At 71.5% G+C, this 25754-nt stretch carries 27 protein-coding genes; 12 read left to right on the plus strand and 15 right to left on the minus strand.

Annotated features, from left to right (window positions below; genetic code table 11):
• Positions 1-24: 24 nt before the first annotated feature.
• Both MWU75_RS08375 and MWU75_RS08380 read right to left on the minus strand, forming a co-directional pair.
• Positions 25-858 carry an ABC transporter permease gene (locus MWU75_RS08375; RefSeq protein ID WP_247089606.1) on the minus strand — a complete coding sequence of 278 codons (834 nt, stop codon included), beginning with the start codon at positions 856-858 and terminating at the stop codon, positions 25-27.
• Entirely contained in the window at positions 851-1879 is a 1029-nt protein-coding gene (locus MWU75_RS08380; protein WP_247089608.1) for an ABC transporter ATP-binding protein, read from the minus strand. Before MWU75_RS08380 ends, MWU75_RS08375 begins: the two co-directional genes overlap by 8 nt.
• An 84-nt stretch (positions 1880-1963) precedes the next feature.
• On the opposite strand from MWU75_RS08380, the gene MWU75_RS08385 reads away from it, so the two are divergent.
• On the plus strand, positions 1964-2674 hold the full coding sequence (locus MWU75_RS08385) for a TetR/AcrR family transcriptional regulator (protein ID WP_247089610.1): 711 nt from the start codon (positions 1964-1966) through the stop codon (positions 2672-2674).
• A 181-nt stretch (positions 2675-2855) separates the two neighbouring features.
• On the opposite strand, the gene MWU75_RS08390 is transcribed toward MWU75_RS08385, so the two are convergent.
• Positions 2856-5303: an excinuclease ABC subunit UvrA gene (locus MWU75_RS08390; RefSeq protein ID WP_247089612.1), complete on the minus strand. Its 2448-nt coding sequence runs from the start codon at positions 5301-5303 to the stop codon at positions 2856-2858.
• 138 nt (positions 5304-5441) lie between these two features.
• Between MWU75_RS08390 and deoD the strand changes: the two genes are divergently transcribed.
• The 6 genes from deoD to MWU75_RS08420 all read left to right on the plus strand — a co-directional run bounded on the left by deoD (position 5442) and on the right by MWU75_RS08420 (position 10439).
• A complete protein-coding gene (gene deoD / locus MWU75_RS08395) occupies positions 5442-6161 on the plus strand; it encodes a purine-nucleoside phosphorylase (protein ID WP_247089614.1) in 720 nt (239 codons plus the stop codon).
• Positions 6162-6267: 106 nt separating this feature from the next.
• Complete coding sequence (locus tag MWU75_RS08400; protein ID WP_247089616.1) at positions 6268-6912, plus strand: barstar family protein; 645 nt, start codon at positions 6268-6270, stop codon at positions 6910-6912.
• Complete coding sequence (locus tag MWU75_RS08405) at positions 6909-7517, plus strand: ribonuclease domain-containing protein (RefSeq protein WP_247089618.1); 609 nt, start codon at positions 6909-6911, stop codon at positions 7515-7517. Before MWU75_RS08400 ends, MWU75_RS08405 begins: the two co-directional genes overlap by 4 nt.
• 52 nt (positions 7518-7569) lie before the next feature.
• Complete coding sequence (locus MWU75_RS08410; protein ID WP_348647752.1) at positions 7570-7851, plus strand: metal-sensitive transcriptional regulator; 282 nt, start codon at positions 7570-7572, stop codon at positions 7849-7851.
• A 22-nt stretch (positions 7852-7873) separates the two neighbouring features.
• Positions 7874-8101, plus strand: a complete 228-nt coding sequence (locus tag MWU75_RS08415; protein ID WP_247089622.1) for a heavy-metal-associated domain-containing protein — start codon at positions 7874-7876, stop codon at positions 8099-8101.
• A gap of 49 nt (positions 8102-8150) precedes the next feature.
• Positions 8151-10439, plus strand: coding sequence for a heavy metal translocating P-type ATPase (locus MWU75_RS08420; protein ID WP_348647750.1), 2289 nt, complete (start codon positions 8151-8153; stop codon positions 10437-10439).
• Here MWU75_RS08420 and MWU75_RS08425 read toward each other — a convergent pair.
• From MWU75_RS08425 to MWU75_RS08445, 5 genes are all read right to left on the minus strand, one after another.
• Positions 10427-11050, minus strand: coding sequence for a maleylpyruvate isomerase family mycothiol-dependent enzyme (locus MWU75_RS08425; RefSeq protein WP_247089624.1), 624 nt, complete (start codon positions 11048-11050; stop codon positions 10427-10429). The two genes, MWU75_RS08420 and MWU75_RS08425, sit on opposite strands and share 13 nt — an antisense overlap.
• A gap of 58 nt (positions 11051-11108) precedes the next feature.
• A complete protein-coding gene (locus MWU75_RS08430; protein ID WP_247089626.1) occupies positions 11109-11714 on the minus strand; it encodes a phospholipase in 606 nt (201 codons plus the stop codon).
• 132 nt (positions 11715-11846) lie between these two features.
• A complete protein-coding gene (locus MWU75_RS08435; protein ID WP_247089628.1) occupies positions 11847-12485 on the minus strand; it encodes a VOC family protein in 639 nt (212 codons plus the stop codon).
• 26 nt (positions 12486-12511) lie between these two features.
• Positions 12512-12985, minus strand: coding sequence for a putative molybdenum carrier protein (locus MWU75_RS08440; RefSeq protein ID WP_247089630.1), 474 nt, complete (start codon positions 12983-12985; stop codon positions 12512-12514).
• A 16-nt stretch (positions 12986-13001) separates the two neighbouring features.
• Positions 13002-13844 (minus strand): RNA methyltransferase, encoded by an 843-nt coding sequence (locus MWU75_RS08445; RefSeq protein WP_247089631.1) that lies wholly within the window; start codon positions 13842-13844, stop codon positions 13002-13004.
• 86 nt (positions 13845-13930) lie between these two features.
• On the opposite strand from MWU75_RS08445, the gene MWU75_RS08450 reads away from it, so the two are divergent.
• From MWU75_RS08450 to MWU75_RS08460, 3 genes are all read left to right on the plus strand, one after another.
• Positions 13931-14776: an HAD family hydrolase gene (locus MWU75_RS08450; protein ID WP_247089633.1), complete on the plus strand. Its 846-nt coding sequence runs from the start codon at positions 13931-13933 to the stop codon at positions 14774-14776.
• Between the two features lies 1 nt (position 14777).
• Positions 14778-15026: a ribosomal protein L7/L12 gene (locus MWU75_RS08455; protein ID WP_247089635.1), complete on the plus strand. Its 249-nt coding sequence runs from the start codon at positions 14778-14780 to the stop codon at positions 15024-15026.
• A gap of 620 nt (positions 15027-15646) precedes the next feature.
• On the plus strand, positions 15647-15910 hold the full coding sequence (locus MWU75_RS08460; protein ID WP_247089636.1) for a hypothetical protein: 264 nt from the start codon (positions 15647-15649) through the stop codon (positions 15908-15910).
• Between the two features lie 283 nt (positions 15911-16193).
• On the opposite strand, the gene MWU75_RS08465 is transcribed toward MWU75_RS08460, so the two are convergent.
• Entirely contained in the window at positions 16194-17438 is a 1245-nt protein-coding gene (locus tag MWU75_RS08465; protein WP_247089638.1) for an ABC transporter permease, read from the minus strand.
• Positions 17435-18319, minus strand: a complete 885-nt coding sequence (locus MWU75_RS08470) for an ATP-binding cassette domain-containing protein (RefSeq protein ID WP_247089640.1) — start codon at positions 18317-18319, stop codon at positions 17435-17437. The genes MWU75_RS08465 and MWU75_RS08470 overlap by 4 nt, the downstream gene beginning before the upstream one ends.
• 380 nt (positions 18320-18699) lie before the next feature.
• Between MWU75_RS08470 and MWU75_RS08475 the strand changes: the two genes are divergently transcribed.
• Positions 18700-19113 (plus strand): pyridoxamine 5'-phosphate oxidase family protein, encoded by a 414-nt coding sequence (locus MWU75_RS08475; RefSeq protein ID WP_247089642.1) that lies wholly within the window; start codon positions 18700-18702, stop codon positions 19111-19113.
• Between the two features lie 13 nt (positions 19114-19126).
• On the opposite strand, the gene MWU75_RS08480 is transcribed toward MWU75_RS08475, so the two are convergent.
• From MWU75_RS08480 to serS, 3 genes are all read right to left on the minus strand, one after another.
• The gene (locus MWU75_RS08480; RefSeq protein WP_247089773.1) at positions 19127-19765 is read right to left on the minus strand and encodes a response regulator transcription factor; all 639 of its coding nucleotides are present in this window, start codon (positions 19763-19765) and stop codon (positions 19127-19129) included.
• Between the two features lie 17 nt (positions 19766-19782).
• Positions 19783-21177, minus strand: coding sequence for a sensor histidine kinase (locus MWU75_RS08485; protein WP_247089644.1), 1395 nt, complete (start codon positions 21175-21177; stop codon positions 19783-19785).
• 255 nt (positions 21178-21432) lie between these two features.
• Complete coding sequence (gene serS, locus MWU75_RS08490) at positions 21433-22698, minus strand: serine--tRNA ligase (RefSeq protein WP_247089646.1); 1266 nt, start codon at positions 22696-22698, stop codon at positions 21433-21435.
• A 100-nt stretch (positions 22699-22798) separates the two neighbouring features.
• Here serS and MWU75_RS08495 point away from each other — a divergent pair, with 100 nt between their 5' ends.
• A complete protein-coding gene (locus MWU75_RS08495; RefSeq protein WP_247089648.1) occupies positions 22799-23935 on the plus strand; it encodes a diacylglycerol kinase family protein in 1137 nt (378 codons plus the stop codon).
• A 67-nt stretch (positions 23936-24002) separates the two neighbouring features.
• Here the strand turns inward: MWU75_RS08495 and MWU75_RS08500 are convergent, their stop codons facing one another.
• Both MWU75_RS08500 and MWU75_RS08505 read right to left on the minus strand, forming a co-directional pair.
• Entirely contained in the window at positions 24003-25250 is a 1248-nt protein-coding gene (locus MWU75_RS08500) for an amidohydrolase (protein ID WP_247089650.1), read from the minus strand.
• A complete protein-coding gene (locus MWU75_RS08505) occupies positions 25243-25749 on the minus strand; it encodes a DUF4446 family protein (protein ID WP_247089652.1) in 507 nt (168 codons plus the stop codon). The genes MWU75_RS08500 and MWU75_RS08505 overlap by 8 nt, the downstream gene beginning before the upstream one ends.
• Positions 25750-25754 lie beyond the last annotated feature (5 nt).

The raw sequence follows: 25754 nt of genomic DNA on the forward strand, positions 1-25754 counted from the left end.
AGGGGTCGGCTGATCCGAGATGGCTCATCCCCTGCGCACCAGCGCCCGCAGGGACACGGCGAGCCCCCCCACGCACCAGGCGCCCAGCACCAGCAGGTCGCGTCCGCTCGCGGCGAAGGTGTCCGAGGCCAGCCCGGCCCGGACCAGGTCGGCACCCGGCGCGGCCGGCAGCCACTCGTGCACCGCCTGGAACCAATGCGGCAGCTGCTCGAGCGGGAAGGTGATCGGGCTGAACAGCAGCACGAAGAAGACCAGCACCTGGGTCACCAGCTGGGCGAGCAGCGGCGGCAGCGTCACCGCGATCGCGTAGCCCACGGCGGCGGCCGTGACCGTGACCAGCACCGTCGCGCTGATCAGCACCGGCCAGTCCAGGGACAGCGTGATGTCGTAGCGCCAGAACGCGACGAGCACCGCGACGGCGACGCTCGGCAGCGCCACGATGAGCCACACCGTCAGATCGGCCGCCAGGAGCAGCGGCCGCCAGACAGGCATCGACCGCATGTAGTGGAAGGTCCCGTCCGTCCGCGCCCGCGCCACCCCCTGCGGCACCATGACCAGACCGAGGGTCAGCAGCAGCACGGTGGGGGCACCGGTGGACAGGAACAGCGCCGTGGCCGGGTCGATGTCCGGGATGAGGAAGCCGAAGCCGACGATGATCCCGGCCGCCAGCAGTGCCTGCACCACGATGATCAGCGGGAGCATCGCGCCGATCTGGGAGAGGGTCCAGCGCAACAGCGTGGAGTATGTCGTGAGCGCACCGGCCGCGCTCGGCGCCGGCAGGGTCGCGGGTCGGGTCGGCGAGGTCCCGGGCTGGGTCTGCAGTGTCTGCACTGGCATGGGCGGGGTCTGCTCAGGCATGGGCGGGCTCCTCCTCGGAGGTCTCAGGCTCTCGTTCGATGGCGTCCGGCCGTGGCTTCGGGTCGGCGGTGAGCGCGAGGTAGGTGTCCTCGAGGGTCACCGGTCCGAGCGAGAAGCCGTCGATGCGCTCCTCGTCGCGGAGGCTGGTCGCCCACGTCACCGCAGCGGCTGCCTCCTCCGCGGGCACCGTCAGCAGCACGCGGCGCCCGGCACGGACCTGACGGCGGATCGTCACCGATGGGGACGTGCCGGGACCAGTGGGGTTCGCGGCAGTGCTCGGGTCCTGCCCGTCCGGCTGGAGCTGGAGGTCCAGCCGCAGGTCACTGTCCTGCGTGCCCCGCAGTCGGGCGGGCGACCCCGAGGCGACGACCCGGCCGTGGTGCAGCACCACGAGGTCGTCGACGACCCGCTCGGCCTCGGCCACGTTGTGCGTGACGACCAGCACGCCGGAGCCCTCGTCGCCGCGTCGTCGGACCGCGTCCCAGAGGAGGCGACGGCGGGAGGCGTCGATGTCGTTGGTGGGCTCGTCGAGCACCAGCAGCGGCATCGGCGCCGCCACCGCCATGGCGAAGGAGGTGAGCCGCCGGATGCCGCCGGACAGGACACCGCCCTCCGGGAGTGCCCGCCGGTCCAGCCACGGCCCGAGGTCGAACTCCTCGGCCAGGGCCGTCGCCGCCGCGCGGGCGTCACGCGCGGACAGGCCGCGGATCCGCCCGGACAACTCGATCGCCCGCCGCGGCGTGAGTCCGTCGATCGGTGCCTGCGCCTGGGGTTGGAGCGCGACGTGGCGTCGCGCGGCCGCCGGGTCCTCGACCGCGTCGGCGTCCCCCACCCGGATCGTGCCGGCGTCTGGTCTTAGCAGTCCGACGAGCTGGTTGACCAGGGTGGTCTTTCCTGCGCCGTTGTGCCCCAGCAGCCCGACGACATCACCGGGCCGCACGCGCAGCGTGACGTCGTCGTTGGCCACCACCGTGCCAAACCGTCGGGTGAGGCCCACCACCTCCAGGATTGCGTCAGTCATCGATCCTCCTCGCAGATACCGTTGGTATTTAGATACTGACGGTATCTAGGTACCGACGGTATGTCAACGGATTAGCATGGCCGCATGACACAGGTGCCCCGCTCCCGTCAGGACCTGCAGCAGGAGACCCGCGACACCCTCGTGACCGCGGCGCGAGTGGTCTTCTCCGAGACCGGTTACCACGCCGCGACGCTGGAGGCGATCGCCCGCAGAGCCGGCTACTCCAAGGGCGCGGTGTACTCGAACTTCTCCGGCAAGGCAGACCTGTTCCTGGCCGTGATGGACGCCAACATGCAGGACGCCGGGACCCACGAGGGCGGCTGGGACCTGCCCGAGCCCGAAGCGGACGATGGGCCGGACTGCGAGGCCCTCCCCGAACAGTTCGACGAGACCATCCAGGGGATGGGCCTCGCGACCCTGGAGTTCATCGCCGCAGCGGCCCGGGACCCTGAGCTACGGCCGGAGATGACCAAGCGGATGGCCGCCGTCACCGACCACTACGCCGCCACCGCCGCGCGCGCCGATCACGACGAGGCCGACCCGCTGTCATCCGCGGAGCGGGGCGCCCTCCTGGCGGCCCTGGACCAGGGGACCGCGCTGCTGACGCTCGGGGGCAGCGCGCTGATCGACCAGCGGGCCCTGCGCACCGGCATGCAGCGGCTGCTCGTGCCCGGCCCCTCCGAGAAGCCTCGGGAGGGCGCACCCGGCGCGCCCGCCCTGCACGACGCGAGGGTCCGCCAGCGCCTCGCTGCCTCTGCCCGTGCGGACGGCTGGGAAGAGACGCTGGTCGAGTAGGTGTGACCCCGTCAGACCTTCGGCTCGTCAGGAGGCGTTTGGCACGGACCACGCAGTCTTGACGGCCATCGAGTCCGCACACGAGTCGCGAGCCGATGACCTCGGCGACCCTCGGTGATCGTCGATGCATCAGTTGTGATTGATGCCGTGGCCCGCGCCGGACCGCGGGGCGAGGCCGCGATCACCGTGTGGAACCGGCTGGGCCCGTCGACACCACGCGCCCGCCGGCATCGCCGGCACCGGGGCCCAACTCGACGATCCAGTCGGCGGTGGCCAGCGCGGCGGGGTCGTGCTCGACGACCACGACCGTGTGCCCGGCGTCCACGAGGGCGTGCAACGTGGCCAGCAGCCGGTGCACGTCGGCCGGGTGCAGCCCGGAGGTCGGCTCGTCCATCAGATAGAGCGTCGGGCTGCGCCGCTCCTTCTGCAGCTCGGTGGCCAGCTTGATGCGCTGCGCCTCACCGCCGGACAGCTCGGTCGCGGGCTGCCCCAGCGTGAGGTAGCCAAGGCCCAGCGCCTCGAGCGCGACGAGGGCGCGTCGCACCGGCGCCTCCTCGGCGAACACCGGCAGGGCCTCGGTGACCGTCAGGGCCAGCACGTCCGCGACGGTCCGACCCTGCCAGGTGACTTCGAGCGTCTCAGGGTTGTAGCGCGCGCCGCCGCACGTCGGACACGTCGAGTAGGTCCCGGGCAGGAACAGCAGCTCGACCGACACCGCGCCCTCGCCCTGGCACGTCTCGCACCGCCCCGCCGCGGTGTTGAAGCTGAAGCGGCCGGCCGTGAACCCCCGCTCCGCAGCGGCGGGGGTCCGCGCGAACAGCCTGCGCACATGGTCGAACAGCCCGGTGTAGGTCGCCAGGTTCGACCGCGGCGTCCGCCCGATCGGCTGCTGGGTGATCCGCACGAGCCGCGCCGGTCTGCCAGCGCCGCTCACACTGGCCGCCGCACTCTCGCTCCGCTCAGCCGCACCCGCCCCGCGACCCTGCGTCCCGGCATACTCCTCGTCGGTCTCCTCGGCCTGTTCCTCCACCTTCGCCAGGCTGGCCCCAACGGCGTCGAGTATGCCGTGGAGCAGGCTGGTCTTCCCCGACCCGGAGACTCCGGTCACCACCGTGAAGGCACCCAGCGGCAGCTCGACCGACACGTCATGAAGGTTGTGCCGCTCGATGCCCGTGACCGTGAGCTGCCCGGTCGCCTCACGAGCAAGCCCGTCACGGTCCTGCCCACGGATCTCACCCGCGTGGAAGGGGTCGTGCAGATAGCGCGCGGTGACCGAGTCAGCCACCGCGGCGAGGCCGTCGAGCGGGCCGGAGTAGAGCACCTCTCCGCCGTGCGACCCGGCACCGGGCCCGACGTCGACGATCCAGTCGCAGGCGTTGACCACGGCCATGTCGTGCTCCACCAGCAGCACCGAGTTGCCCGCCTCGACCAACCCCCGCAGGACCTCAAGCAGCGGCTCGACATCCTGGGGATGCAGCCCGGCCGAGGGCTCGTCGAGGACGTACACCACGCCATACAGCCCTGACCGCAGCGCCGTCGCGAGCCGGAGCCGCTGCAGCTCACCGGTGGAGACCGAGGGGGTGGGACGGGCCAGGTCCAGGTGCCCCAACCCGAGGGTGACCAGCACGGCCAGGCGGGAGACGAGGTCGGTGAGCAGCAACCGCTCGGCCGCCTCGCCGGCGCTCCCGCCCTGATCCGGCAGCCCCTCGAGGCGACCGCGCAGCACCGGGAGCAGGCGGCTGACCGGCAGGTGCTGCGCCTCGTCGATCGCCAGCCCCTGCCAGGTGACGCGGAGCGCGTCGGGCGTGAGTCGTCGCCCGTGACAGACGGGGCAGGGCGAGGTCTCCACGAAGCGTAGTGCCCGGGCGCGCTGCGTGGCGCTCCTGGTCTCGCTCAGCGTGCGCATCACGTACCGGGCGGCGCTGGAGTAGGTGCCCTGGTAGGGCCGGTTGATCCGGTCGGCGTCGCGGGTGGGCACGACGGTGACCACCGGCTGCTCGTCGGTGAACAGGATCCAGTCGCGCGACTGCTGGGGCAGGTCGTGCCATGGGGTGTCGATGTCGTGACCGAGCGTGGCGACGATGTCGCGGTAGTTCTTGCCCAGCCAGGCACCGGGCCAGGCCGCGATGGCGCCCTGCGCGATGGACAGGCCGGGGTCGGGCACCATCGAGGCCTCGGTCGGCCGGTGCACGACGCCGAGGCCGGAGCACTCGGGACAGGCCCCCACCGCGGTGTTCGGCGAGAAGTGGTCGGAGTCCATCGGCGCGACGTCGTCGGGGTAGTCGCCACAGCGGGACCACAGCATCCGCAGCGTGTTGCCCGTCGTGGTGATCGTCCCGACCGACGAGCGCGAGGACGGCGCAGCCGGCCGCTGCTCGATGGCCACCGCCGGCGGCAGTCCCGTGATGTCCCGCACCTGCGGGTCGATGGCGGTGTGGATCAGGCGGCGGGCGAACGGCGCGACCGAGTCGAAGTAGCGCCGCTGCGCCTCCCCGTGGATCGTCCCGAACGCCAGCGACGACTTGCCCGACCCGGAGACGCCGGTGATGGCCACCAGCCGGCCCCTCGGGATCTCGACGTCGACGTCGCGCAGGTTGTGCAACCGGGCACCGTGGACGTGGATGGACACCGCCCCATCCTCACACCAATTCTTGGGGAGGTTTTGTACGCCCCCCACGCAATTTTGGGGAGGTTTTGCACATCCCTGCCGGGCACTGCTCTTCGCACCTGTGAGGTCAAGGGGGACGCCCACCTCTACCCTGTCGCCATGAGCACGCACATCGCCGCCGAGGCCGGGCAGGTCGCCCCACGCATCCTCCTGCCAGGAGACCCGCTGCGGGCCAGGTGGATCGCCGAGAACTTCCTCGACGGCGCCGAGTGCTACAACGAGGTCCGCGGGATGCTCGGGTTCACCGGCACCTACCGCGGCGAGCGCGTGTCGGTGCAGGGCACCGGAATGGGGCAGCCGTCGCTCTCCATCTATGTCAACGAGCTGATCCGGGAGTATGCCGTGCAGCAGCTGGTCCGCGTCGGCAGCTGCGGGGCACTCACCGAGCGTCTCGCGATGCGCGATGTCGTGATCGCCCAGGCCGCCGCCACCGACTCCGCTATGAACAGCCACCGTTTCGAGGGCTTCCACTACCCCGCGACGGCCGACTTCACGCTCCTGCGCCGTGCGGTGGAGGCGGCCGAGGCCGCTGGTAGCACGCACCTGGTCGGGTCGATCTTCAGCTCGGACAGCTTCTATCACGACCGCACGGACCTCACTGACCGACTGGTGGAGTTCGGCGTGCTGGCCGTGGAGATGGAGGCGGCCGAGCTCTACACCCTCGCCGCCAGGCACGACCGTGCGGCGCTGGCGGTCTGCACGGTCTCGGACCATCTCGTCACCGGCGCGATGACGACCTCCCAGGAGCGGGAGCAGACCTTCGGCGACATGGTGACCATCGCGCTCGACGCCATGCTCGCCACCCCGCTGCGGAGCTGACCGGCCCCGCCGCTCCTACCCGACGCCGGCCGCCCCTTTCCGACGCCGGCCGTGATCGTGATGTTGCATGGCCGGAGGTCGGGGCCGACCGTCATAGTCTGGGCTCATGAGCACCGGAGGAATGAGGCCGACGCGCGTCCGCAGCGTGCTGCCGGCGCTGCAGGGCCGCGGCGTGCTGCTGGCCGCCCCGGTCGACGCCGAACGGATCCGTCGCACCCTGGAGGCCGCGGGTTTCGCCGTCGCGGAGGCCGACCTGGGGGGTCTGCCGGAGGAGAGTCCACAGCGTCCGGACGACATGCTCGACGCCGACGGCCGCCCCACCTCGCTGCGCACCGCCCAGGACGCAGTCGCGCAGGCGTTGCGGCTGCCCGAGGCTGCAGGTCGCAATCTCGATGCTCTGGTGGACTCCCTCCGCGACCTGGCCTACTGGTGGCCCGACGACCGGGCCGTGGCGCTCCTGCTGCACGGTGCCGAGACCCTGGTCGAGTCCGATCTCCCGGGATGGCACGAGCTGACCGAGATCCTCAGTGCGGCGAGCTCCGAGCTCTGGCAGGACGGCGGTGAGGGCGACCGGGCGTTCGAGACGGTGGCGTTCGTGCACCGTCACGGGGTCCCCGTCCTCGCCGGGGACGAGGTCTCCGCGGACGAGCTGACCGGAGGCGAGATCTCCGAGGACGAGCTGACCGGGGACGAGGTCTCCGGGGACCAGCTGACCGAGGACGAAGCGTCCGGGGACGGGTGGTCGTCATGAGCCGCTCACGCCTGACCGCGCTCGCCGCGGCCGCGGTGCTGGTGCTGTCGGGGTGCGGCATGGCCGACGAGCTCAGCGGTCCGTCACCGGTCTCCCGCCCGAGCACGTCCGCCCCCTCCAGCGACGGTGCCCCGGGCGATCTGCTGCCCACTGACACCGGGCCGGAGTCCAGCGAGTCCGAACCCTCCGAACCCGAGCCCAACGAACCCGAGCAGCCCGAGCCCACAGAGCCCGAGCCCACCGAGCCCACCGAGCCACAGCCTTCGACGTCGGACAGGGAGCTGGGCGCACCCGGCATACCGGCGTGTGACGTCCTCGACCTGCCCGCCACGACCCTGGAGGTGATCGAGGACATCGAGGCCGGTGGGCCCTACGATTACCCGCGCAACGACGGCGTCCGGTTCCAGAACCGCGAGGGGATCCTGCCGGACGAGGACCATGACTACTACCGCGAGTTCACCGTCGAGACTCCGGGGCTGGACCATCGCGGAGCGCGCCGCATCGTGACCGGCGGGTTCGAGGAGACCGACCCCGAGCACTGGTACTTCACCGGCGACCACTACGAGAGCTTCTGCGAGTTCGACCCTGACCTGCGTGACCCTTAGGACTGCGAAGATCGACAGGAATACCTAGGGGGGGTATGCTGTTGGCATGGCTGTGAACGGATACGCAGGCTCCAAGGACGACTACCTCAAGCGGCTCGCCCGCATCGAGGGACAGATCCGGGGCATCGCCAAGATGGTCGACAACGACACCTACTGCATCGACATCCTGACCCAGGTCTCCGCAGCCACCAAGGCCCTTCAGGCGGTCAGTCTCGGCCTGCTGGAGGACCACATCTCGCACTGTGTCGTCGACGCGGCGCGTGAGTCCGACGACGCGGCGCAGGCCAAGGTCACCGAGGCCTCGGCCGCCATCGCCCGTCTCGTCCGCAGCTGAACCCCACCCAAGGAGCACCCCCATGAACGCTCAGTCCCAGACCTACAAGCTCGTCGTCAGCGGCATGACCTGCGAGCACTGTGTCGCCAGCGTCACCGAGGAGCTCAGCGAGGTCAGCGGTGTCACCGACGTCAGGGTCGAGCTGACCAAGGGCGGAGAGTCCGAGGTCTTCGTGAGCAGCCACGGCCCGCTGGACGTGTCCGCCGCCGAGGCCGCAGTCGCCGAGGCCGGCTACGCCGTCGTCCGCTGAGGCCCGCCGCGGCGTGAGCCGCGCTGCCACGACCAAGGAGTCCCCCACCGTGTCCACCCCCACACAGCAACCCACCGCGAGCGTCGACCTGGCCATCACCGGGATGACCTGTGCCTCGTGCTCGGCGCGCATCGAGCGCAAGCTCAACAAGCTCGAGGGGGTTGAGGCCGCGGTCAACCTCGCCACCGAGAAGGCCAGGGTGGAGTATGCCGCGCCGCTGACAGTCTCCGATCTGGTCAAGACCGTCGAGGCCGCAGGATACGGTGCGGCTCCCGTCACTGCCCGCCGGCCCTCGGTGCCGCAGAGCGCACCCGGTCGACACGAGGACCAGCACGGCACCCACGACAGCCAGGACGAGGACCACACGGCACACGAGGACGGGCACGGCGAGCACGGGCACGGCGAGCACGACCACCTGGAGGACGTGGCCCCCGCGCAGTCGCTGCGCCGCCGCGCCATCGTCGCCTCGGTGCTGGGCCTGCTCGTGGTGGTCATCGCGATGGTGATGCCCGTCAAGGAGGCTCTCGGCGGGACCGCACCCTGGCTGGAGCTGGCGCTGACCATCCCGATCTACACCTGGGCGGCGTGGCCGTTCCACCGGGCCGCGGCGATCAACGCGCGCCACCTGGCCTCCACGATGGACACGCTCGTCTCCATCGGCATCACCGCCGCCTTCGGCTGGTCCCTGGTGGCCGTCCTCACCGGGTTCACCGACCACCTCTACTTCGAGGTCGTGGGTGCGGTCACCGCCTTCCTGCTGATCGGCCGCTACATCGAGTCGCGCGCCAAGGACCAGGGGCGCTCGGCGCTGCACTCGCTGCTGCAGCTGGGCGCCAAGGACGTCGCGGTCCTGCGCACCGACGCGGCCGGCACCTGGCGGGAGCACCGCATCCCCGTCGAGCAGCTGGCCGTCGGCACCAACTTCGTGGTCCGCCCCGGAGAGAAGATTGCCACCGACGGCACCGTGCTCGAGGGCGACAGTGCCGTGGACACCTCGATGGTGACCGGTGAGTCGATGCCCGTGGAGGTGTCCGAGGGCCACGAGGTCGTCGGCGGCACGATCAACGGGCACGGCCGGCTCATCGTCCGTGCCACCCGGGTCGGCGCCGAGACCACCCTGGCGCGGATCACCAAGCTCGTCGAGGACGCCCAGATGGGCAAGGCGCCGGTGCAGCGTCTCGCTGACCGGGTCTCGGCGATCTTCGTGCCGGCGGTGCTGGTCATCGCCGCCCTGACCTTCGTGCTGTGGCTGGTCACCGGTCACAGCGTCACCGAGGCGCTCGAGCCGGCGGTGGCCGTGCTGATCATCGCCTGCCCCTGCGCCCTCGGCCTGGCGACCCCGACCGCGCTGCTGACCGGCACCGGGCGGGGTGCCCAGCTCGGCATCCTCATCAAGGGCCCGCAGATCCTGGAGAGCACCCGCACCGTCGACACGGTCGTGCTGGACAAGACCGGCACCGTCACCACGGGCGAGCCGGTGCTCGGCGAGATCGTCAGCACCATCCGGGAGGACGCCGCGCTCAAGGCGGCGGCCGCCGTGGAGCAGGGCAGCGAGCACCCCATCGCCCGCGCGATCGTCACCGCCGCCGAGGACCGCGGCATCGACCTGCCCCGGGTGCGCAGCTTCGTCAACCTGCCCGGACAGGGAGCCGAGGGGTCCGTCAACGGCGTGACGGTCCGGGTCGGCAAGGCCGACCTGTTCGACGAGGTCCCCGCCCAGCTGCAGGCGGCCCTCGACGCGGCCACCGGCACGACCGTCCTGGTCGGCTGGGAGGGCACCGCCCGAGCCGCGCTCACGGTGGCCGACGCCGTGCGGCCCTCGAGCACCGCGGCGGTGAGGCGGCTGCGCGACCTGGGCCTCACGCCATACTTGCTCACCGGCGACAACGAGCACACCGCAGCGGTCGTGGCCCGCGAGGTCGAGATCGAGCACGTCCAGGCCAACGTCCTGCCGCAGGACAAGCACGCCCGGATCACCGAGCTCCAGGCGCAGGGCAGGGTCGTGGCGATGGTCGGCGACGGTGTCAACGACGCCGCGGCGCTGGCCCAGGCCGACCTCGGGATGGCGATGGGGTCCGGCACCGACGTGGCCATGGAGTCTGCCGACATCGTGCTGATGCGCGCCGACGTGGACACCGTCGCCGACGCCATCGGGCTCTCCCGCCAGACGTTGCGGGTCATCAAGCAGAACCTCGTCTGGGCGTTCGGTTACAACACCGCGGCGATCCCGCTGGCGGCGTTCGGCCTGCTCAACCCCATGATCGCGGGCGGCGCGATGGCCCTCTCCAGCGTGCTGGTGGTGCTCAACAGCCTGCGGCTGAAGGCCTACGGCCGCTGACTGAGCGCTGCCACGCCCGGGCCGGACAGCACGGGCAGCGCGCTCCGGCGACCGCTCACCACGAGGAGCAGGTCGAGCTGCCTGCCCCGCACGACGTCTCCGGCGCCAATCGTGAGGTCCGCGTCCGTGGCCTCCAGGAGCAGTCCGTCGACCCGGTCCCTGGCGCCGCCCATCGCGGCCGAGGTCCCGACCTGATAGCGCAGCGCACGCTCCACGGCCTCGCGCGGGTAGTCCCGCACCAGACCCAGCGGCCGGCGGATGTCCTCGCCGTGCACGACCTCCTCGACGATCCTGCTCGCGGGGGACCCCGGCGGCGTGGACGTCCGGTGCGCCACGTCCCGGAGTCGTTCGAGAGTATGCCGTGGGCTGGCTCCGCGGTGCCGCTCCACACCGCGCGCGTTCTGCCGGTCGAAGTCGAAGCGGGCGCGGGCCAGCCCGAGCAGGAACCCGAGCCGGGTGGCGAGTGCGGTGTCGACGAGGTGAGCCGCGACGTCGTGGACGGTCCACCCCTCGCAGAGGGACGGCTGTTCCCACTGCGCGTCATCCAACCCCTCCAGGTCAGCGATCAGCGCGGCCCGCTCGGTGTGCACGATCGGCCAGATGTCGTCCATGGTCCTCCTCGGATCCGTCGCGACAGAACACACCACTGACCACGCCCGGCGCCGGAACTCATCGGCGGCGCCGTGGCAGGGCGGCACCCATGCCGAGCAGCCCGACGGCCGAGGCCGCCACGGCCGTGTTGGTGAGCAACGACTCCTCGGGCACCCCATCACCTTGCCGGACCGAGTTGAACTCCACCCCGGCGACGGCGATTTCGGCCGACACGCGGCACCGGTCGGCGGCCTCCGGACTGACCTCGACGGCGCACAGCGCCCGGACCTGGTCTGCGAACCGGTCGTCGATCTCCCCGCGCGCCCACCGCCCGAGCGGCTGACCGGTCCGCTCGGCGTAGCGCAACAGGTCATAGCCGTAGTCGTGCTGCCGACAGGCCGGCTCGAAGCGCTGGGGCAGGGTCACGGGCGAGGAGCAGCCTCCGTCAGCACGAACCACCTGGCCATCCTGCAGGACCGGCCGATAGCCGACGACCGTGTCGAAGTCCTCCGGGACCGCTTCCAGCGCCTCCCCGGCAGTGCCCGCCGTCAGCGCACGGACCGCGACCGCCGCCGGCGTCTGCTCCTCCCCGGCCTCCGCGCCGGTGCCGGCCAGGGTGAGTCCGCCCGCTGCGGCGAGCGCGATGAGTGACAGGAGGAGTGCGTTGACGCGTCGGGAGGTCATGTCCTCGACGCTAGGAATCACCTGCGCTGCAGCAGATCACCACGAGGTGCGAATCTCATCCGCCCATCCGGGAGCGGCGCCGGACCGGGGCACCACCGGCGGGTGAGCACGACGTCACCCGCTGGTATGAGGTCAGATGGTGACCGGCCCGTCGGGACCCTCGAAGGTCACCGAGGCCAACGCCGCCGGCCCGCCAGCGCTCTGGAAGTCGAAGTCCACACCGTCACCCCAGGAGCCGGGCTCGGTCAGCCCGAGCCACTCGCGGACCCGTGCCGCCTCGCCGGAGATGTGCAGCCCGGTCAGCCGGACCGCTGACTCCTCGAGCCGGGAGGGGTGGTGGTCCATCGTGGACCACTGGATGAAGAACGGCAGCTGCGGGTCGGCGATCAGACCCCGGATGCCGATCTGGCGCCACTGCAGCTCCACGCCCTCGGGAGTATGCCGTTGGCCCTCGACCGAGCGCCGCCCCAGTCGCGCCTCGACGTCGGAGAGGTCGTCCACCGCCACGACCCACGCCATCCAGCCGCCCCCGGTGGCCGACCGGGCCCGGACCGCCTGACCGAAGGGGGCCTTGTCGGAGGCCGGGTGGTCCAGCACCTCGACGACCTCGACGTACCGGTCGCCAGCCAGGGGCAGGATCACGTTCCTCGTGCCGAAGCGTGGGTGGACACCGCCGTCACGGGGGGTGATCCCCAGCCTGCTGCTCAAGTGCTCCGCCGTGGCCTGGAGGCCCTCCGGACTCGCCGCGTAACTCACGTGATCGATCCGCATTCGGTCATCGTGACACATCGACGGAGTCAGGTTTTACCCAGGTCGGCGAGGAGTGCCCTGACCACCGAGTACACCCCCGGCTGTTCGCTCTCCCGGGGTCCGGCGACGTTGAGGGTCAGCTCGTGGCCCAGGCCGGCGAGCCACCGGCGGACCTCGTCGGCGGAGCCCTCGGTCACCAGACAGGGGCGGTCCAGCCGACGCGCGACCTGCACCGTGAGGTCGGTCCCAGGTGACACGAGCTGCGTCGCCCGGATGACCAGGGTCGCGTGGCTGTCCCGCACGTTCAGACGGGTGCGCACCGCGGGATCGGCCGAGGGCGCCTCCCGAAGCCCCGGGTAGGGGACGAGCAGCCCTGGTGGCTCCAGGAAGTCCTCCGCCCAGCCGCCTGCCGGGCACCACCCGGCATACTCCCACCCCGCCTCGATGGCCGCGTCGAGGCCGGCGCGGTCCGCGCCGGTCTGCCCGCCGGACACGATCCGCGCGACGGACACCGGCGTCACGGCGCAGGCACCGCCGTCACGCCCCGACGGGGCCGGCGGAGCTGCCCCGCGCGGAGGCGCGACGCTGCCGGACGGCCTCGTAGGTGATGATCGCGGCGGAGGTCGAGACGTTGAGGGAGTTGGCCCGGCCCACCATGGGGATCCGGACCCGGTGGGTGGCCGCCGCCAGCACCTGCTCGCTGAGACCGGTCTTCTCTGCCCCCACGGCGATGGCCACCGCTCCGGTGTAGTCGACCTCGGTGTACTCCACGTCGGTGTCCGGGGTTGCCGCCACCAGCGGAATGCCCTGCTCGGCGAGCCAGGTGAGGGCCGTCCCGGTCGGGTCGCTGACGACGGGGACCGAGAAGACGGTGCCCTTGCTGGCCCGCACCAGGTTGGGGTTGCCCCAGTCGGTCACAGGGTCGGCCGCGATGACCGCATCCACCCCCGCCGCGTCGGCCGTACGCAGCATCGCTCCGAGGTTGCCGGGCTTCTCCACCGCCTCGCAGCAGAGCACCAGCGCCCCGGTCGGCACCGTGAGGTCGGCGCACGTCCGGGTGACCGTGTCCACGACAGCGAGGAACCCGTCGGGGCCCTCGCGGTAGGCGACCTTCTCGAAGGCGGTGCGTCCCAGCCGCACCAGCTCGGTCCCGCGCGCGGCCACCCCACGCACCATCAGGACCTGGGTCTGCGGGTCGGTCATCAGGTCGGGACAGAAGAACACGACGCGCGGCACGACCCCGGCACCGAGTGCCAGCTCGAGCTCCTCGAAACCCTCGATCAGGGTCCGTCCCTCGGTCTCGCGCACGCGCCGACGGCGCAGTCCGGCAAGGGCCTTCAGCCGCGGGTTCGCCGGGGAGGTGATCAGCAGTTCTTCCATCACGGCAAGCATCGCAGACCCTGGGCCGCACCCGCGCTCCGACGCGGATGGCTGTGCGCAGCCGCTTCCCGGGTAGCGTGGGCGCTGTGAGTCAAGGGGTCCGTGCGGAGCAACTGCTGATCGCCCTCGACGTCGACGGCACGATCCTGCACCACGACGGGCTCCTCAGCCCCCGGGTGGCCAGCGCGATCGGTGCCCTGCGCGACGCGGGGGCACACATCGTGATCGCCACCGGCCGCTCGGTCGTCGCGACGACACCGATCATCGAGCAGCTCGATCTCATCCGGGAAGGTGGGCTGGCGGTCTGCTCCAACGGCGCCATCACGATCGGCCTGCACCCGGAGTATGACGGGGGGTACCGGATCCTGGAGGCCGTCACCTTCGACCCTCGGCCGGCTGTGGAACTGCTCCGCGAGGCGCGGCCGGACGCCCTGGTCGCCGTCGAGGAGGTCGGGGTCGGGTTCAAGCTCAGCGCCCCGTTCCCCGACGGGGAGCTGCAGGGCGACCTGCGCGTCGTCGACCACGAGGAGCTCGTCTCCGCACCGGCCACGCGTGTCACCTTCCGCGACCCCAACGGCTCGGCCGAGAGCTTCTCCGAGCTGGTCGACCGGATCGGTCTGCACGGCGTCAACTACGCGGTCGGCTTCACCGCCTGGCTCGACCTGGCCCCCGAGGGCGTCTCCAAGGGCAGCGCACTGGAGCAGGTGCGTCGCCAGCTGCACATCGAGCCCTCGTGCACGATCGCCGTCGGCGACCAGCGCAACGACCTGGAGATGCTGGGCTGGGCGGCGCGTGGCGTCGCGATGGGCCAGGCACCGCCCGAGGTCGTCGAGGCTGCGGACGAGACGACCGCGCCCGTGGAGGAGGACGGGCTCGCCGTGCTGCTCGAGCAGGTCGCCGCCGACCTGTCCATCACCACCAGGGAGAACTGACATGGGACTGTTCGGCAACGACGACTCCGCCGAGATCGCCGCCCTCACGATGCGCGTCACCCAGCTGGAGCAGCGGGTCGAGCAGCTCGCAGAGCTGCTCGGTGCACCTCCGGCGCCGCAGGACGCCCGGATGGACGAGGTGATCCGCCTGAAGCAGCAGGACAAGCCGATCGAGGCCATCAAGCTGCTGCGCGAGATCCAGCCCGGCCTCGGCCTGGCCGACGCGAAGGCGCTCGTCGACCGGATGTGAGGGCGGACTCGGCCCGATGCGCTCAGGCGGGGAGACCCACGAGCTCGGCGCTGTCCTGCCACAGCAGCCGCGCGGCCTCCTCGTCCTGCGCGAGCGCAGAGGGGTCGGGCCAGGTCAGCCTGCCGCGCCGCAGCGACATACGTCCGGCCCTCGGGAACCGAAACCTGCCCGAGGGCGAGTCTGGCCAGGCTGGACCCAGCGGCCGCGGCCGTGTTGAGCGTGGGAACCACCCGTCGCAGCGGAGCGGACACGGGGGTTCCCAGGGCCTTCCAGGCGATCCGGCGCGGGAGCGAGAGGTCGGTCGCCAACCCCGTGCCGAAGACCTGACCCGGGCAGAAGGCGAGGACGGTGACTCCACGCTGCACCACGAGCGGGTCACCGGCCAGGGTCCGGGCCGTCATGACCGCGCAGAGCTTGGAGGCCGTGTAGGCCTCCTGGCCACCTATTGCCGTGCCCGGTCGGGCTGCGGCGTCGCGAGCCGGGTCCGCGAGCAGCCGCGCGTCGGCGTGCCGAGGCGGGGCCAGGCCCCCGTTGATCTCCGGGTCGTGCGTGCCACTCGTGGTCAGCACGACGGTTGCGCCCTGCGCAGACCGGTCCAACAACAGACGCACGAGCAGATAGTGCGCCAGATAGTTGACGGCGAAGGTCGTCTCATAACCGTCGGCGGTCCGTCCCTCGGCGTCACGCCGGACGATGCCCGCATTGAGCACCAGCGGGTCGATCGGCGTCTGCCCCACCAGGTCAGCCACCTGCGCGGCGAAGGTGCGCACCGAGGCCAGGGACATCAGATCGAGCAGGAGTCCCGCTTCGGACTGTCGCGAGCCGAGCAGGACCTGGGCACCCGAGGCACGCAACGCATCGGCGCAGAGTCGACCGAAGCCTGAGCTTCCGCCAGTCATCACCACCGTGCGCACGGCATACTCCTCACCCAGGGAGCGATGGTGACCAGTGTCGCCTGCGCGATCGGTGACCGCCACACCTACTCGCGCCGTGACCGCCCGGAGCGCAGCATCACGCGCCCGGACCGGTAGAGAGCACAGCACCACACGCCCGTGGGCACGCCAGTGGGCCGGTCGCCCCCTGCGCGACCGACCCACTGGTGGTGTCGGACCCGGGTTTCCCCGCCCGTGCCCGACGCTGACCCGGATGCCCCTCCGGGTCAGACCCTCACTCGCCGCCCGCCCAGGCGGCCTTGAGGGAGACCCGACCGGAGGTCTGCAGCAGCGACCTGCGGTAGAGGCGGGTGCCGGCGGCGATCGTCAGCGCGCAGAACGCGGCGGTCAGGCCGAGCGCGAGGAGCGCCTCCCACCACTGCGCACTGCCCTCGAGCAGCCGCATCGGCATCAGGATCGTAGAGAGCACCGGCACGAACGAGCCGATCACCTTGGCCGCGCCGTCCAGGCTCAGGCCCACGATGAAGACCAGCACCAGCCCCATGGTCAGCGGCATGGTGGTCGACTGCAGGTCCTCCGTGCGCGAGGCCATCGCGCCGGCCGCCGCCCAGATGCAGGCCAGGGCCAGGAAGCCGAGCACGAAGAACGGGATGTACCAGAGGAAGGCCTCGGTCACCATCGACAGGTACTGGTCGTAGTTGGTGAAGGTCAGACCCACCAGGGCAACCGCACCGAGGATCGCGATCTGGCCCAGGGCGAGCAGTGTGTTGCCGATGACCTTGCCGGTCAGCAGCGCCCGCACCGAGATGGCGGCCGCAAGGATCTCCACGATCCGGGACTGCTTCTCCTCGACGACCGAGTTGGCGATCGCCATACCGAACATCATGGCCGCCATGTAGAACAGCATCGCCATGGCGAAGCCGGCGACCCACGCCACGAAGCGCGACTCCTCATCGCCGCCGGACAGGTCTCTGGTCTCGATGGTCGTGCCCGCCGTGAGCGCCTCCATGCTGGTCCCGGCGGCCTCGGCGTTCTCCTGCAGCGCGGTGGTGCGGACCGCCTCGCTGATGACGCTCAGCATCTCGCCGTCGGTCTCCCCGTTGGTGACCAGCTCCCAGCCCTCACCCTCCGGCAGGAGGGCGCCGTGCACCTCCTCGTCGACGAGCATGGCCTCGGCGGCCGCGGTGTCAGCGACCTCGACGACCTCGACGGTGGCCTCGGGGTCCGAGGCCTGCAGGTCCTGCTCGGCCTGGGTGAGGACCGTGGCGGCAGCAGTGTCGGTGACCGCGACCTTGAACGACGGTGCTCCGCCACTCATCAGGAAGCCCTGCAGGGCGAAGACCGCGGCGATCAGCAGGATCGTCGCGCCCGTGCCGAGCAGGAAGTTGCGGTCGGTGAGCTTGACCTGCACCTCCCGGAGGGCCACGAGCGACCAGGGAGACTTCATGCGGGTGGTGGCCGCGGCGGCGGGTGCGGGCGTGACATTGACGTCGGTGCTGGGGCTGGTGTCGGTGCTCATGCTGCTGCCACCTCTCGGTAGATCTCGCTGAGGGAAGGACGGACCCGGCTGAACTCGCGGACTCCGCCGCGGGAGACGGCCTCGGTCAGGAGGCGCTGAGCCGCCTCCTCGGTCTCCGGCTCCAGCTCGACGGTGCCGCCGTCCAGGTCGAGGACCTGGATGCCGGGCACGCCCCGCACCCAGCCGGCGTCGCCGGTCAGGGAGAGCACGTAGCGCAGCGGTGCGTTGCCGCGCAGCTCATCGGAGGTGCCCTTGGCGACGACCTTGCCCTTGTGCAGGACGACAATGCCGTCGCAGAGCCGGTCGACGAGCTCGAGCTGGTGGCTGCTGAACAGCACGGGCACGCCGGTCGAGGTGTGCTCGCGCAGCAGGTCGGCCATCTGGTCGACCGCCGAGGGGTCCAGGCCGGAGAACGGCTCGTCCAGGATCAGGGCCAGCGGGTCACCGAGGACGGAGGCGATGATCTGGGCCCGCTGCTGGTTGCCCAGCGAGAGCTTCTCGACCTTCTCCTTCAGGCGCTCACCGAGGCCGAAGCGCTCAAGCAGCTCCTTCGCGCGGGTGTTGGCCGCCGTCTGCGACATGCCGTGCAGCCGCCCGAGGTAGGTCAGCTGGTCCAGCACGGGCTGCTTGGGGTAGAGCCCCCGCTCCTCGGGCATGTAGCCGAAGCGGGCGCGGTCGGCCAGCGTGGCCGGGTGGCCGTCCCAGACGACCTCACCGGCGGTCGGCGCCAGAACCCCCATGATCATGCGCATGGTCGTGGTCTTGCCGGCACCGTTGCCGCCGACAAAGCCGATCATCCTGCCGGCCGGCACCTCGAAGGTGACGTCATCGACGGCTCGCAACTCGCCATACTGCCGGGTCAGTCCCTGCACTGCCAGCATGGGCAACTCCCCTCGGTCGTGGACCCTGCGGGCCCTTCTCTGTCGTGCTCTCCAATCTGTCAGGTAGGGGACCATCGGCACATCCGCGACAGGGGGGAAATCCACCTCCGCCGCCAGGGGGAGGGCGGCAGCCTCGGCCGCATCCGGCGGCTGACATGGACGAGAGACAGGCGGCTGCCGTGGACGAGACAGGCGGCTGCCGTGGACGAGACAGGCGGCTGCCGTGGACGAGACAGGCGGCTGCCGTGGACGAGACCGCCGGCCGCCGTGGACAACACCGGCGGCCCCTCCCGGACAGGCCAGGTCGTGAGATCGCCCACCTTCCCTGGCCTTGTGCGGTCCGCCTTACTACCCTGAGTAGTAACCCGGAAGGAGTTGCCATGACTGACGACACCTGGATGGATGAGGCCACCTGCTGGGAGTTCCTGCGGGGTCAGGAGCTGGGGCGGCTGGGCTATCACCTCGTGGACGAGGTGCACATCGTGCCGGTCAACTATGTGGTCGACGGCCAGCGCCTGATCTTCCGCACGACGCCAGGGAGCAAGCTGCTGGGTCTGGTGATGCACTCCGACGTGGCCTTCGAGATCGACGGGATGCACGGGGAGGGCGCGGCCTGGTCGGTGCTCGCCCGTGGGCGCGCCCGGATCCTGGAGGGCGAGGAGAAGCGCGAGGCCGAGGCGCTGCCGCTGCGTCCGTGGACGGGCGGGGCGAAGTTCACCATCGTGGCCATCGACGTGGAGTCCGTGAGCGGGCGCCGGATGGAGCTGACCAACCGCGAGGCCCAGGACGGGTGACCCGCCGGGCGCCTCAGGAGGCCGGCCGGACCAGCCCGGCCTCGTAGGCAAAGACGACCGCCTGCACGCGGTCGCGCAGGTGCAGCTTGGACAACACGTTGGACACGTGCGTCTTGACGGTGGCGTCACCAACGAACATCTCGGCGGCGATCTCGGCGTTGCTCAGACCACGTGCGACGAGCTCCAGGACCTCCTTCTCGCGCGCGGTGAGCCGGCTCAGCGCCTCGGTGTGGCGGCCCGGCGCCGCGCCACCGCCCTCGGTCATCCGCGCGATCACCCGGCTGGTCACCTCGGGCGCCAGCAGCGCGTGCCCGTGCGCGACCGCGCGGACCGCGTCCACCAGGTCGTCGGGGTCGGCGTTCTTGAGCAGGAACCCGCTGGCTCCCGCCGCCAGCGCGTCGAACAGGTAGTCGTCGCGGTCGAAGGTGGTCAGGATGATGACCTTGGTCCGGTCAGCCACCAGCCGCGTGGCCTCGATGCCGTCCAGCACGGGCATCTGCACGTCCATCAGCACCACGTCCGGGCTGAGCTCATCGACCGCGGACACCGCCTCCCGGCCGTTGCGGGCCTGGCCGACGACCTCGATGTCGTCCTCGGTGGACAGGATCATGGTGAAGCCGGACACCAGCAGCGGCTGGTCGTCGACGAGCATGACCCGGATCGGCACGCTCACCGGTGGGCTCCGCTCGGGGCGGCCGTGGCGGGTTCGCCGCTGGGCCCAGCCAGCGGCAGGGTGACCCGCACCCGGTAGCCGGCGCCCCGCCGTCGGCCGATCTCCACCTCACCGCCGAGCAGCTCTGCACGCTCCCTGATGCCCTGCTGGCCCAGGCCGGTGCCGGACGTGCCGTGCCGGGGTGAGCCGTTGTCCAGCACCTCCACCTCCAGCGCGTCCCCGACCCGGACCACGACCGAGGCGTGGGTCGCCGTGGAGTGCCGGCGCACGTTGGCCAGGGACTCCTGCGCGATCCGGTATGCCGTGAGCTGCAGGGCGGCGGGCACCTCCCCGGCGGCTCCGGGCCGGTCCTCGACGAGGTCGTAGGTCACCTCGCACGTCGGTGTCGTCGCCTGGACCACCAGGTCGGGGAGGTCCTCCAGGTCCGGCTGAGGTGCACGGTCCGGCGCTTCGGAGTCCAGCCCGGTGTCGTCCTCGCGGGCCCCGTCGGCGGCGAGCTCACCGTGACGCAGCGTGCCCAGCAGCTCACGCATCTGACCGACGGCGTTGCGGGAGGAGGTCTCGATCGCACCCAGCGCCTCGCGGGCCGCGTCGGGGTTCTTCTCCAGGACCCGGCGGGCCGCCGCGGCCTGGACGCCCATCACCGAGACGTGGTGGGCGACGACGTCGTGCAGCTCCCGGGCGATCCGCAGCCGTTCGGCGACCACGGCCTGGTCGCGGAGACGGGCGGCCTGGGCGCGGATGGTCTCGGCCTGGTCCAGCTCGCGTGCCGTGTGCAGCGCGCCGCGCCAGGCCACCTGGCCGAGGAGGATGGCCCCGCCCAGGAAGAGGAGGTTGTTGAGGGTCACCCAGCCGATGATCCCGACCGGCGCCGAGAACAGGCCCACCTGCTCGATGTCCTCGGCGCCGAAGTTCTCCAGCATGGTCTGCAGGCCGGAGGAGAGCGCGAACACCCAGGCGAGCCACAGCGTGAGCACGACGACGAACCCCACCACCAGGTAGGAGAGCGCTCGTCGGTCGCGCGCCCAGGCCACGCCCGAGTAGACAGCGAAGAAGTAGAGGGCCTGGATCACCAGGCTGCTGCCGACCGCGGGCTGCAGCGTGCCGATGACGTAGAGGTGCAGGTTGGCCAGCGTCGCCACGACGAGCGGGTAGCGCCTGCGCCACACCAGCAGCACCGCCGCCGATGCCGCGGCACCGTGCTGGGCGAGGATGTCCAGCACCGAGTCCTCGCCCTCCAGCACCCCCAGGCTGCGCATCAGCTCGATCGACAGGGCCGCCAGGAGGTAGACGACCACGGCGATCAGCACGTCGGTGCGTTGCTGGGTTGCCGTGGGGCGAGGGCGCTCCCAGTTCTCGTCGGCACCGAGCAGGTGGGCGATCCGGTCCATCCTCCAAGAGTATGGCGAGGCGCACGGGCGGCGCCTCAGCCGCGGGGCCGACCCGTGGTCTCCATCTCGCGGGGGAGACCCTCTGTTGCCGAATCACCCCGGCGCCGGCCCTCTGTTGCAGGAGGCCTGTTGCCGAAACGTTGCCCTGGCGTGCATTGTGCACAGGCACCCAGCGCGAGTCCGCCGGGCGCGGTGTGGCCGGCAGTCGTGACGTCAGGCAGGCCTCGTTGCGCGTCAGGCTGGCCTCGTTGCGCGTCAGGCAGGCGTGATGGCGTCGAAACCGGTGTAAGGCCGCAGCACCTCGGGCACCGTGACGGAGCCGTCGGCCTGCTGGTGCGTCTCCAGGATCGCGACCAGGAAGCGGGTCGTGGCCAGCGTGCCGTTGAGCGTGGCCACGGTGCGGGTGCCGGACTCGCCGCGCTCGCGCGTGTTCAGGCGTCGCGCCTGGTAGGTCGTGCAGTTGGAGGTCGAGGTCAGCTCACGGTAGCGACCCTGCGTCGGCACCCAGGCCTCGCAGTCGAACTTGCGGGCGGCCGGGCCACCCAGGTCACCGGCGGCCACGTCGATCACCCGGTAGGCCAGGCCGAGGTCGTCGAGCATGCCGCGCTCCCACTTCAGCAGCGCCTCGTGCTCGGCCTCCGCGTCCTCGGGCCGGGCATAGATGAACATCTCGACCTTCTGGAACTGGTGCACCCGGATGATGCCCTGCGTGTCCTTGCCGTAGCTGCCGGCCTCGCGGCGGTAGCAGGTCGACATGGCGGTGTAGCGGCGTGGCCCCTGGGTGAGGTCGATGATCTCGTCCGCGTGGAAGCCGGCGAGCGCGACCTCCGAGGTGCCCGTCAGGTAGAGGTCGTCAGCCTCGAGGCGGTAGACCTCGTCGGCGTGGGCGTCGAGGAACCCGGCCCCGGCCATCGTCTGCGGGGTGACCAGCGTGGGCACCTGCAACTGGACGAAGCCGGCGTCGCGGGCCCGGTCGAGCGCCAGGTTCATCAGCGCGGTCTCGAGCCGGGCACCTGGGCCGGTCAGGTAGTAGAACCGCGAGCCGGAGACCTTGGCGCCACGGGCCATGTCGATCGCGCCGAGGCGCTCGCCGAGCGCCAGGTGGTCCAGCGGCTCGAAGCCTTCAGCAGCGAAGTCCCGTGGCTCGCCGATGGTCTCGATCAGGGCGAAGTCGTCCTCGCCACCGCTTGGGACACCGTCGATGATGACGTTGCCGATGGTGCGCAGCAGGCTCTCACGCTCCTCGGCGGCTGCGTCCTTGGCTGCCTCCAGCTCCTTGACCCGGGCGGCGGTGTCCTTCACCTCTGCGAGCAGGGCCTGCTTCTCCTCGCCCTGGGCGGCAGCGACCTTCTTGCCGAATGACTTCTGGGCTGCCCGGAGTGTCTCGTAGTCGGACAGGGAGCTACGGTGCCGCGCATCGGCGTCCAGGACGGCGTCCACGACGCCGACGTCCTCCCCGCGCGCACGCTGGGAGACCCTCACCCGCTCGGGGTCCTCACGAAGCAACCGGATGTCGATCATAGGGTCAAGCGTACGGTGCGGGCCACCACCCGGGACACGGCATCGTCTCGTCCGGCGAGGGGAGGGCGGAGGAGCGGCTACCTGCGAGTACCGTGACCGCGTGGACACCTGGTGGGGGCTGGCGCTCGTGCTGCTGGCGCTGCTGGTCGCCGCGGGCGGAGCGCTGCTGCTCACCTCGCGGCGCAAACCGGCCGACCCCGGGAGCAGGGCCGGGAGGTCGGCGGGCTCCCGCGGGCACGCCGCAGAGGACTCCAGCGGATCCGCCGCCGGGTCTGTGCCGGACACCCGCCCGCGGGCCGCGGTCGTGGTCAACCCGACCAAGTTCGACCGGCTGGCCCGGGTCCACACCCAGGTCCGGACCGCGTGCACCAAGCACGGGTGGGCCGACCCGTTGTGGTTGGAGACCACCGAGGAGGACCCTGGCACGGGCCAGACCCGGCAGGCGCTCGAGGCCGGAGTCGACCTGGTCTGTGCCCTCGGCGGCGACGGGACGGTGCGCACCGTCGCGTCGGCGATGGTGGACACCGGCGTGCCGATGGGCCTGCTCAGCGGCGGCACCGGCAACCTCCTGGCTCGCAACCTCGACCTGCCGGTGACCAGCCTCAACCAGGGCCTGACGGTCGCACTGACCGGGGTGGACTCGCGCATCGACACCGTCGACATCCGGCTGACCATGGCGCCCGACGAGGGCGAGGGAGGTCAGCCGGGCGGCTCGGTGGACCCCCAGACCCAGGACCACACCTTCCTGGTGATGGCCGGTCTGGGTTTCGACGCGGAGGTGATGGCCCACGCACCGGAGCGCCTGAAGAAGCGGGTGGGGTGGGCCGCCTACCTGTTCTCAGGGATGCAGCGGCTCCGCGGGCCGCAGTTCAAGGTCACCGTCAAGACGGACAACGACACCCGGCTCAACCGCCGGGTGCGCAGCATCATGGTCGGCAACGTGGGCAAGCTCACCGGGGGCCTCAACCTGCTGCCCGACGCCGAGGCGGACGACGGCAAGCTCGACGTGGTGCTGCTCTCCCCCGAGGGGATCGTCGGCTGGGGCGCGGTCGTCACCCGGCTGGTGACCCGCAGCAGCCGCGGACACCAACGCGTCGACTACTACACCTGCCAGTCGCTGGAGGTCACGGCCGACCGGCCGATCGAGGTCCAGCTCGACGGCGACACCCTCGGACGGGCAACGGCGCTGCACGCGCAGGTCAACCCCGCGAGTCTGGTCATCCGCCGCCAGCGCTGAACGATCCCGGTCAGCCGCCAGCGATGAACAGAGCCTCGTCCTCCGCCAGCGATGAACAGGGGCCTGGTCATCCGCCGCCAGCGCTGACCTCGCCGTCGCGTGCGACGACCCGACCTACTGAGAGCACGAGCTCGCGACGCGGCACGCGGACGAGCGCGTCGGGCACGTTCTCGGCGTCGAGGAGGACCAGGTCGGCACGGGCGCCGGGCTCGAGGTCGTGCACCGGCCGGGAGACGAACCCGGCAGCCGCCGAGGTGGCCAGCCGGACGGCGGTCGTGAGCTCCTCGTCGTTGCGCAGACCGTGCAGCCGGGCGAACCCGAGGGCGATCCGCAGCATGTCGCCGTCGCCGAACGGCGACCAGAGATCGCGGATGCCGTCGGTGCCCAGGCCGACGGGCACGGCATACTCCCGCAGGTGGCTCCAGGGCAGCGGGGCGCTGCGCACGGGCGCGACCGTGGCCAGCCCCACGCCCGCTGCGGCCATCGCCTCGACGAGTCCCTCGCCACGGGCGGCCGCGACCTCGCCGAGGGCGAACCCGTGCGAGATCGTCACCCGTCCCCCGAGACCGGCCCGTGCGGTGCGCTCGATGATCAGGTCGTACTGGAAGGCTCCCAGCTCACCGGGATCATGCAGGTGGATGTCCAGGCCCACGTCCCGACGCTCGGCGATCTCGAACAACGCGTCCAGCTGGCCGACCGGATCGCGGTCGATGCCGGCCGGGTCGAGCCCGCCGAGGTGAGTGGCCCCGGCGGCCGCCGCCTGGTCCAGCAGGTCGAGCACGCCCGGTCGCCGCAGCACCCCGTCCTGCGGGAAGGCGACGATCTCGACCTCGATGGCGCCGTCCAGCCGGGCGGCGGCCTCGCGGACGTTCTCGATGCCGCGCAGCCCGACGCCGAGGTCGACGTCCACGTGGGTGCGGGTCGCGGTGGTGCCCTGCCGCAGGAACTCCCGCAGCACCGCCACGGCTCCTTCGACGCTGGGGATGCCGAGCCGGTCCCGTTCGGCGCGCTCGTGCGCGATGCGACCCTGCGTCCCGCCCTCACCGCCGTAGGAGACCCACGGCTGCCCCCACCAGCTCTTGTCCACGTGGGCGTGGGCGTTGATGAAGCCGGGGAGCGCGAGGAGTCCACGCCCGTCGATCAGGCGCGCCCCGCCCGGCGCGGCACTGTCAGCGGCACCGTGGGCGGCGGGGCCGGCGGCTGGTGCGTCGGCGCCGTGGGCGGGGGGCATCGCCTCGATCACCCCGTCGCCGATCAGGATGTCCACCGGCTCCCTGCCCCAGGGGCGCACGTTCGTCACTCTCAGGTCAGTCATCCGATGTCCTCCTGCTTGAGCCCGAGTCGTCGCGCGCGGCGGCCAGCGCCTGCTGCTCCTCGGGGGTCAGCGTGGTGTCGCTGCCGCCCCCGACGATGCCCTTGGCGTAGGTGCGGGACTCCCCACGCGCGTGGATCGAGCTGATCACCATGCCATCGCCGTTGTCGTCGATGACCGCAGCGGAGAATGACATCCGTCCGCCCATGTCACCGAACGCGTCATAGCGCACGACCGCGACGTGCTGGAGCGTCTGCGCGAGATCGCCCCGGAGACCTGCGACGCCCTGCTCGAGGGTGTCGATCCGGCTCCGTTCGGCACCGAGCCGCCGGGCCTGGGCCGCGAGCACCGTCGCGACATCGGCCTCGCCGTCGCCCCACAGCACCTCGAAGCGGCGCTGGATCAGCTGGTGCCGCCGGTGCGCGACCCACCCCAGCACCACAGCCACCACCGCCACGGCGAGGGCCGCGACGGCGACGGCGGTCAAGACGGTGGAGTCCACCCCCC

Origin of the sequence: Ornithinimicrobium sp. F0845, from assembly GCF_023015765.1 — a bacterium.
Lineage (GTDB): Bacteria > Actinomycetota > Actinomycetes > Actinomycetales > Dermatophilaceae > Ornithinicoccus.

Excerpts from the sequence above, each read along its gene's own strand:
- MWU75_RS08470 (WP_247089640.1), bottom strand. The coding sequence starts at position 18,319 with ATGCTGGCAGTGCAGGGACTGACCCGGCAGTATGGCGAGTTGCGAGCC.
- MWU75_RS08380 (WP_247089608.1), bottom strand. The coding sequence starts at position 1,879 with ATGACTGACGCAATCCTGGAGGTGGTGGGCCTCACCCGACGGTTTGGC.
- MWU75_RS08480 (WP_247089773.1), bottom strand. The coding sequence starts at position 19,765 with ATGCTCGTCGACGACCAGCCGCTGCTGGTGTCCGGCTTCACCATGATC.
- MWU75_RS08400 (WP_247089616.1), top strand. The coding sequence starts at position 6,268 with ATGAGCACCGGAGGAATGAGGCCGACGCGCGTCCGCAGCGTGCTGCCG.
- MWU75_RS08455 (WP_247089635.1), top strand. The coding sequence starts at position 14,778 with ATGGGACTGTTCGGCAACGACGACTCCGCCGAGATCGCCGCCCTCACG.
- MWU75_RS08430 (WP_247089626.1), bottom strand. The coding sequence starts at position 11,714 with ATGACCTCCCGACGCGTCAACGCACTCCTCCTGTCACTCATCGCGCTC.
- deoD (WP_247089614.1), top strand. The coding sequence starts at position 5,442 with ATGAGCACGCACATCGCCGCCGAGGCCGGGCAGGTCGCCCCACGCATC.
- MWU75_RS08485 (WP_247089644.1), bottom strand. The coding sequence starts at position 21,177 with ATGGACCGGATCGCCCACCTGCTCGGTGCCGACGAGAACTGGGAGCGC.
- serS (WP_247089646.1), bottom strand. The coding sequence starts at position 22,698 with ATGATCGACATCCGGTTGCTTCGTGAGGACCCCGAGCGGGTGAGGGTC.
- MWU75_RS08385 (WP_247089610.1), top strand. The coding sequence starts at position 1,964 with ATGACACAGGTGCCCCGCTCCCGTCAGGACCTGCAGCAGGAGACCCGC.
- MWU75_RS08415 (WP_247089622.1), top strand. The coding sequence starts at position 7,874 with ATGAACGCTCAGTCCCAGACCTACAAGCTCGTCGTCAGCGGCATGACC.
- MWU75_RS08405 (WP_247089618.1), top strand. The coding sequence starts at position 6,909 with ATGAGCCGCTCACGCCTGACCGCGCTCGCCGCGGCCGCGGTGCTGGTG.
- MWU75_RS08435 (WP_247089628.1), bottom strand. The coding sequence starts at position 12,485 with ATGCGGATCGATCACGTGAGTTACGCGGCGAGTCCGGAGGGCCTCCAG.
- MWU75_RS08445 (WP_247089631.1), bottom strand. The coding sequence starts at position 13,844 with ATGGAAGAACTGCTGATCACCTCCCCGGCGAACCCGCGGCTGAAGGCC.
- MWU75_RS08500 (WP_247089650.1), bottom strand. The coding sequence starts at position 25,250 with ATGACTGACCTGAGAGTGACGAACGTGCGCCCCTGGGGCAGGGAGCCG.
- MWU75_RS08475 (WP_247089642.1), top strand. The coding sequence starts at position 18,700 with ATGACTGACGACACCTGGATGGATGAGGCCACCTGCTGGGAGTTCCTG.
- MWU75_RS08465 (WP_247089638.1), bottom strand. The coding sequence starts at position 17,438 with ATGAGCACCGACACCAGCCCCAGCACCGACGTCAATGTCACGCCCGCA.
- MWU75_RS08425 (WP_247089624.1), bottom strand. The coding sequence starts at position 11,050 with ATGGACGACATCTGGCCGATCGTGCACACCGAGCGGGCCGCGCTGATC.
- MWU75_RS08375 (WP_247089606.1), bottom strand. The coding sequence starts at position 858 with ATGCCTGAGCAGACCCCGCCCATGCCAGTGCAGACACTGCAGACCCAG.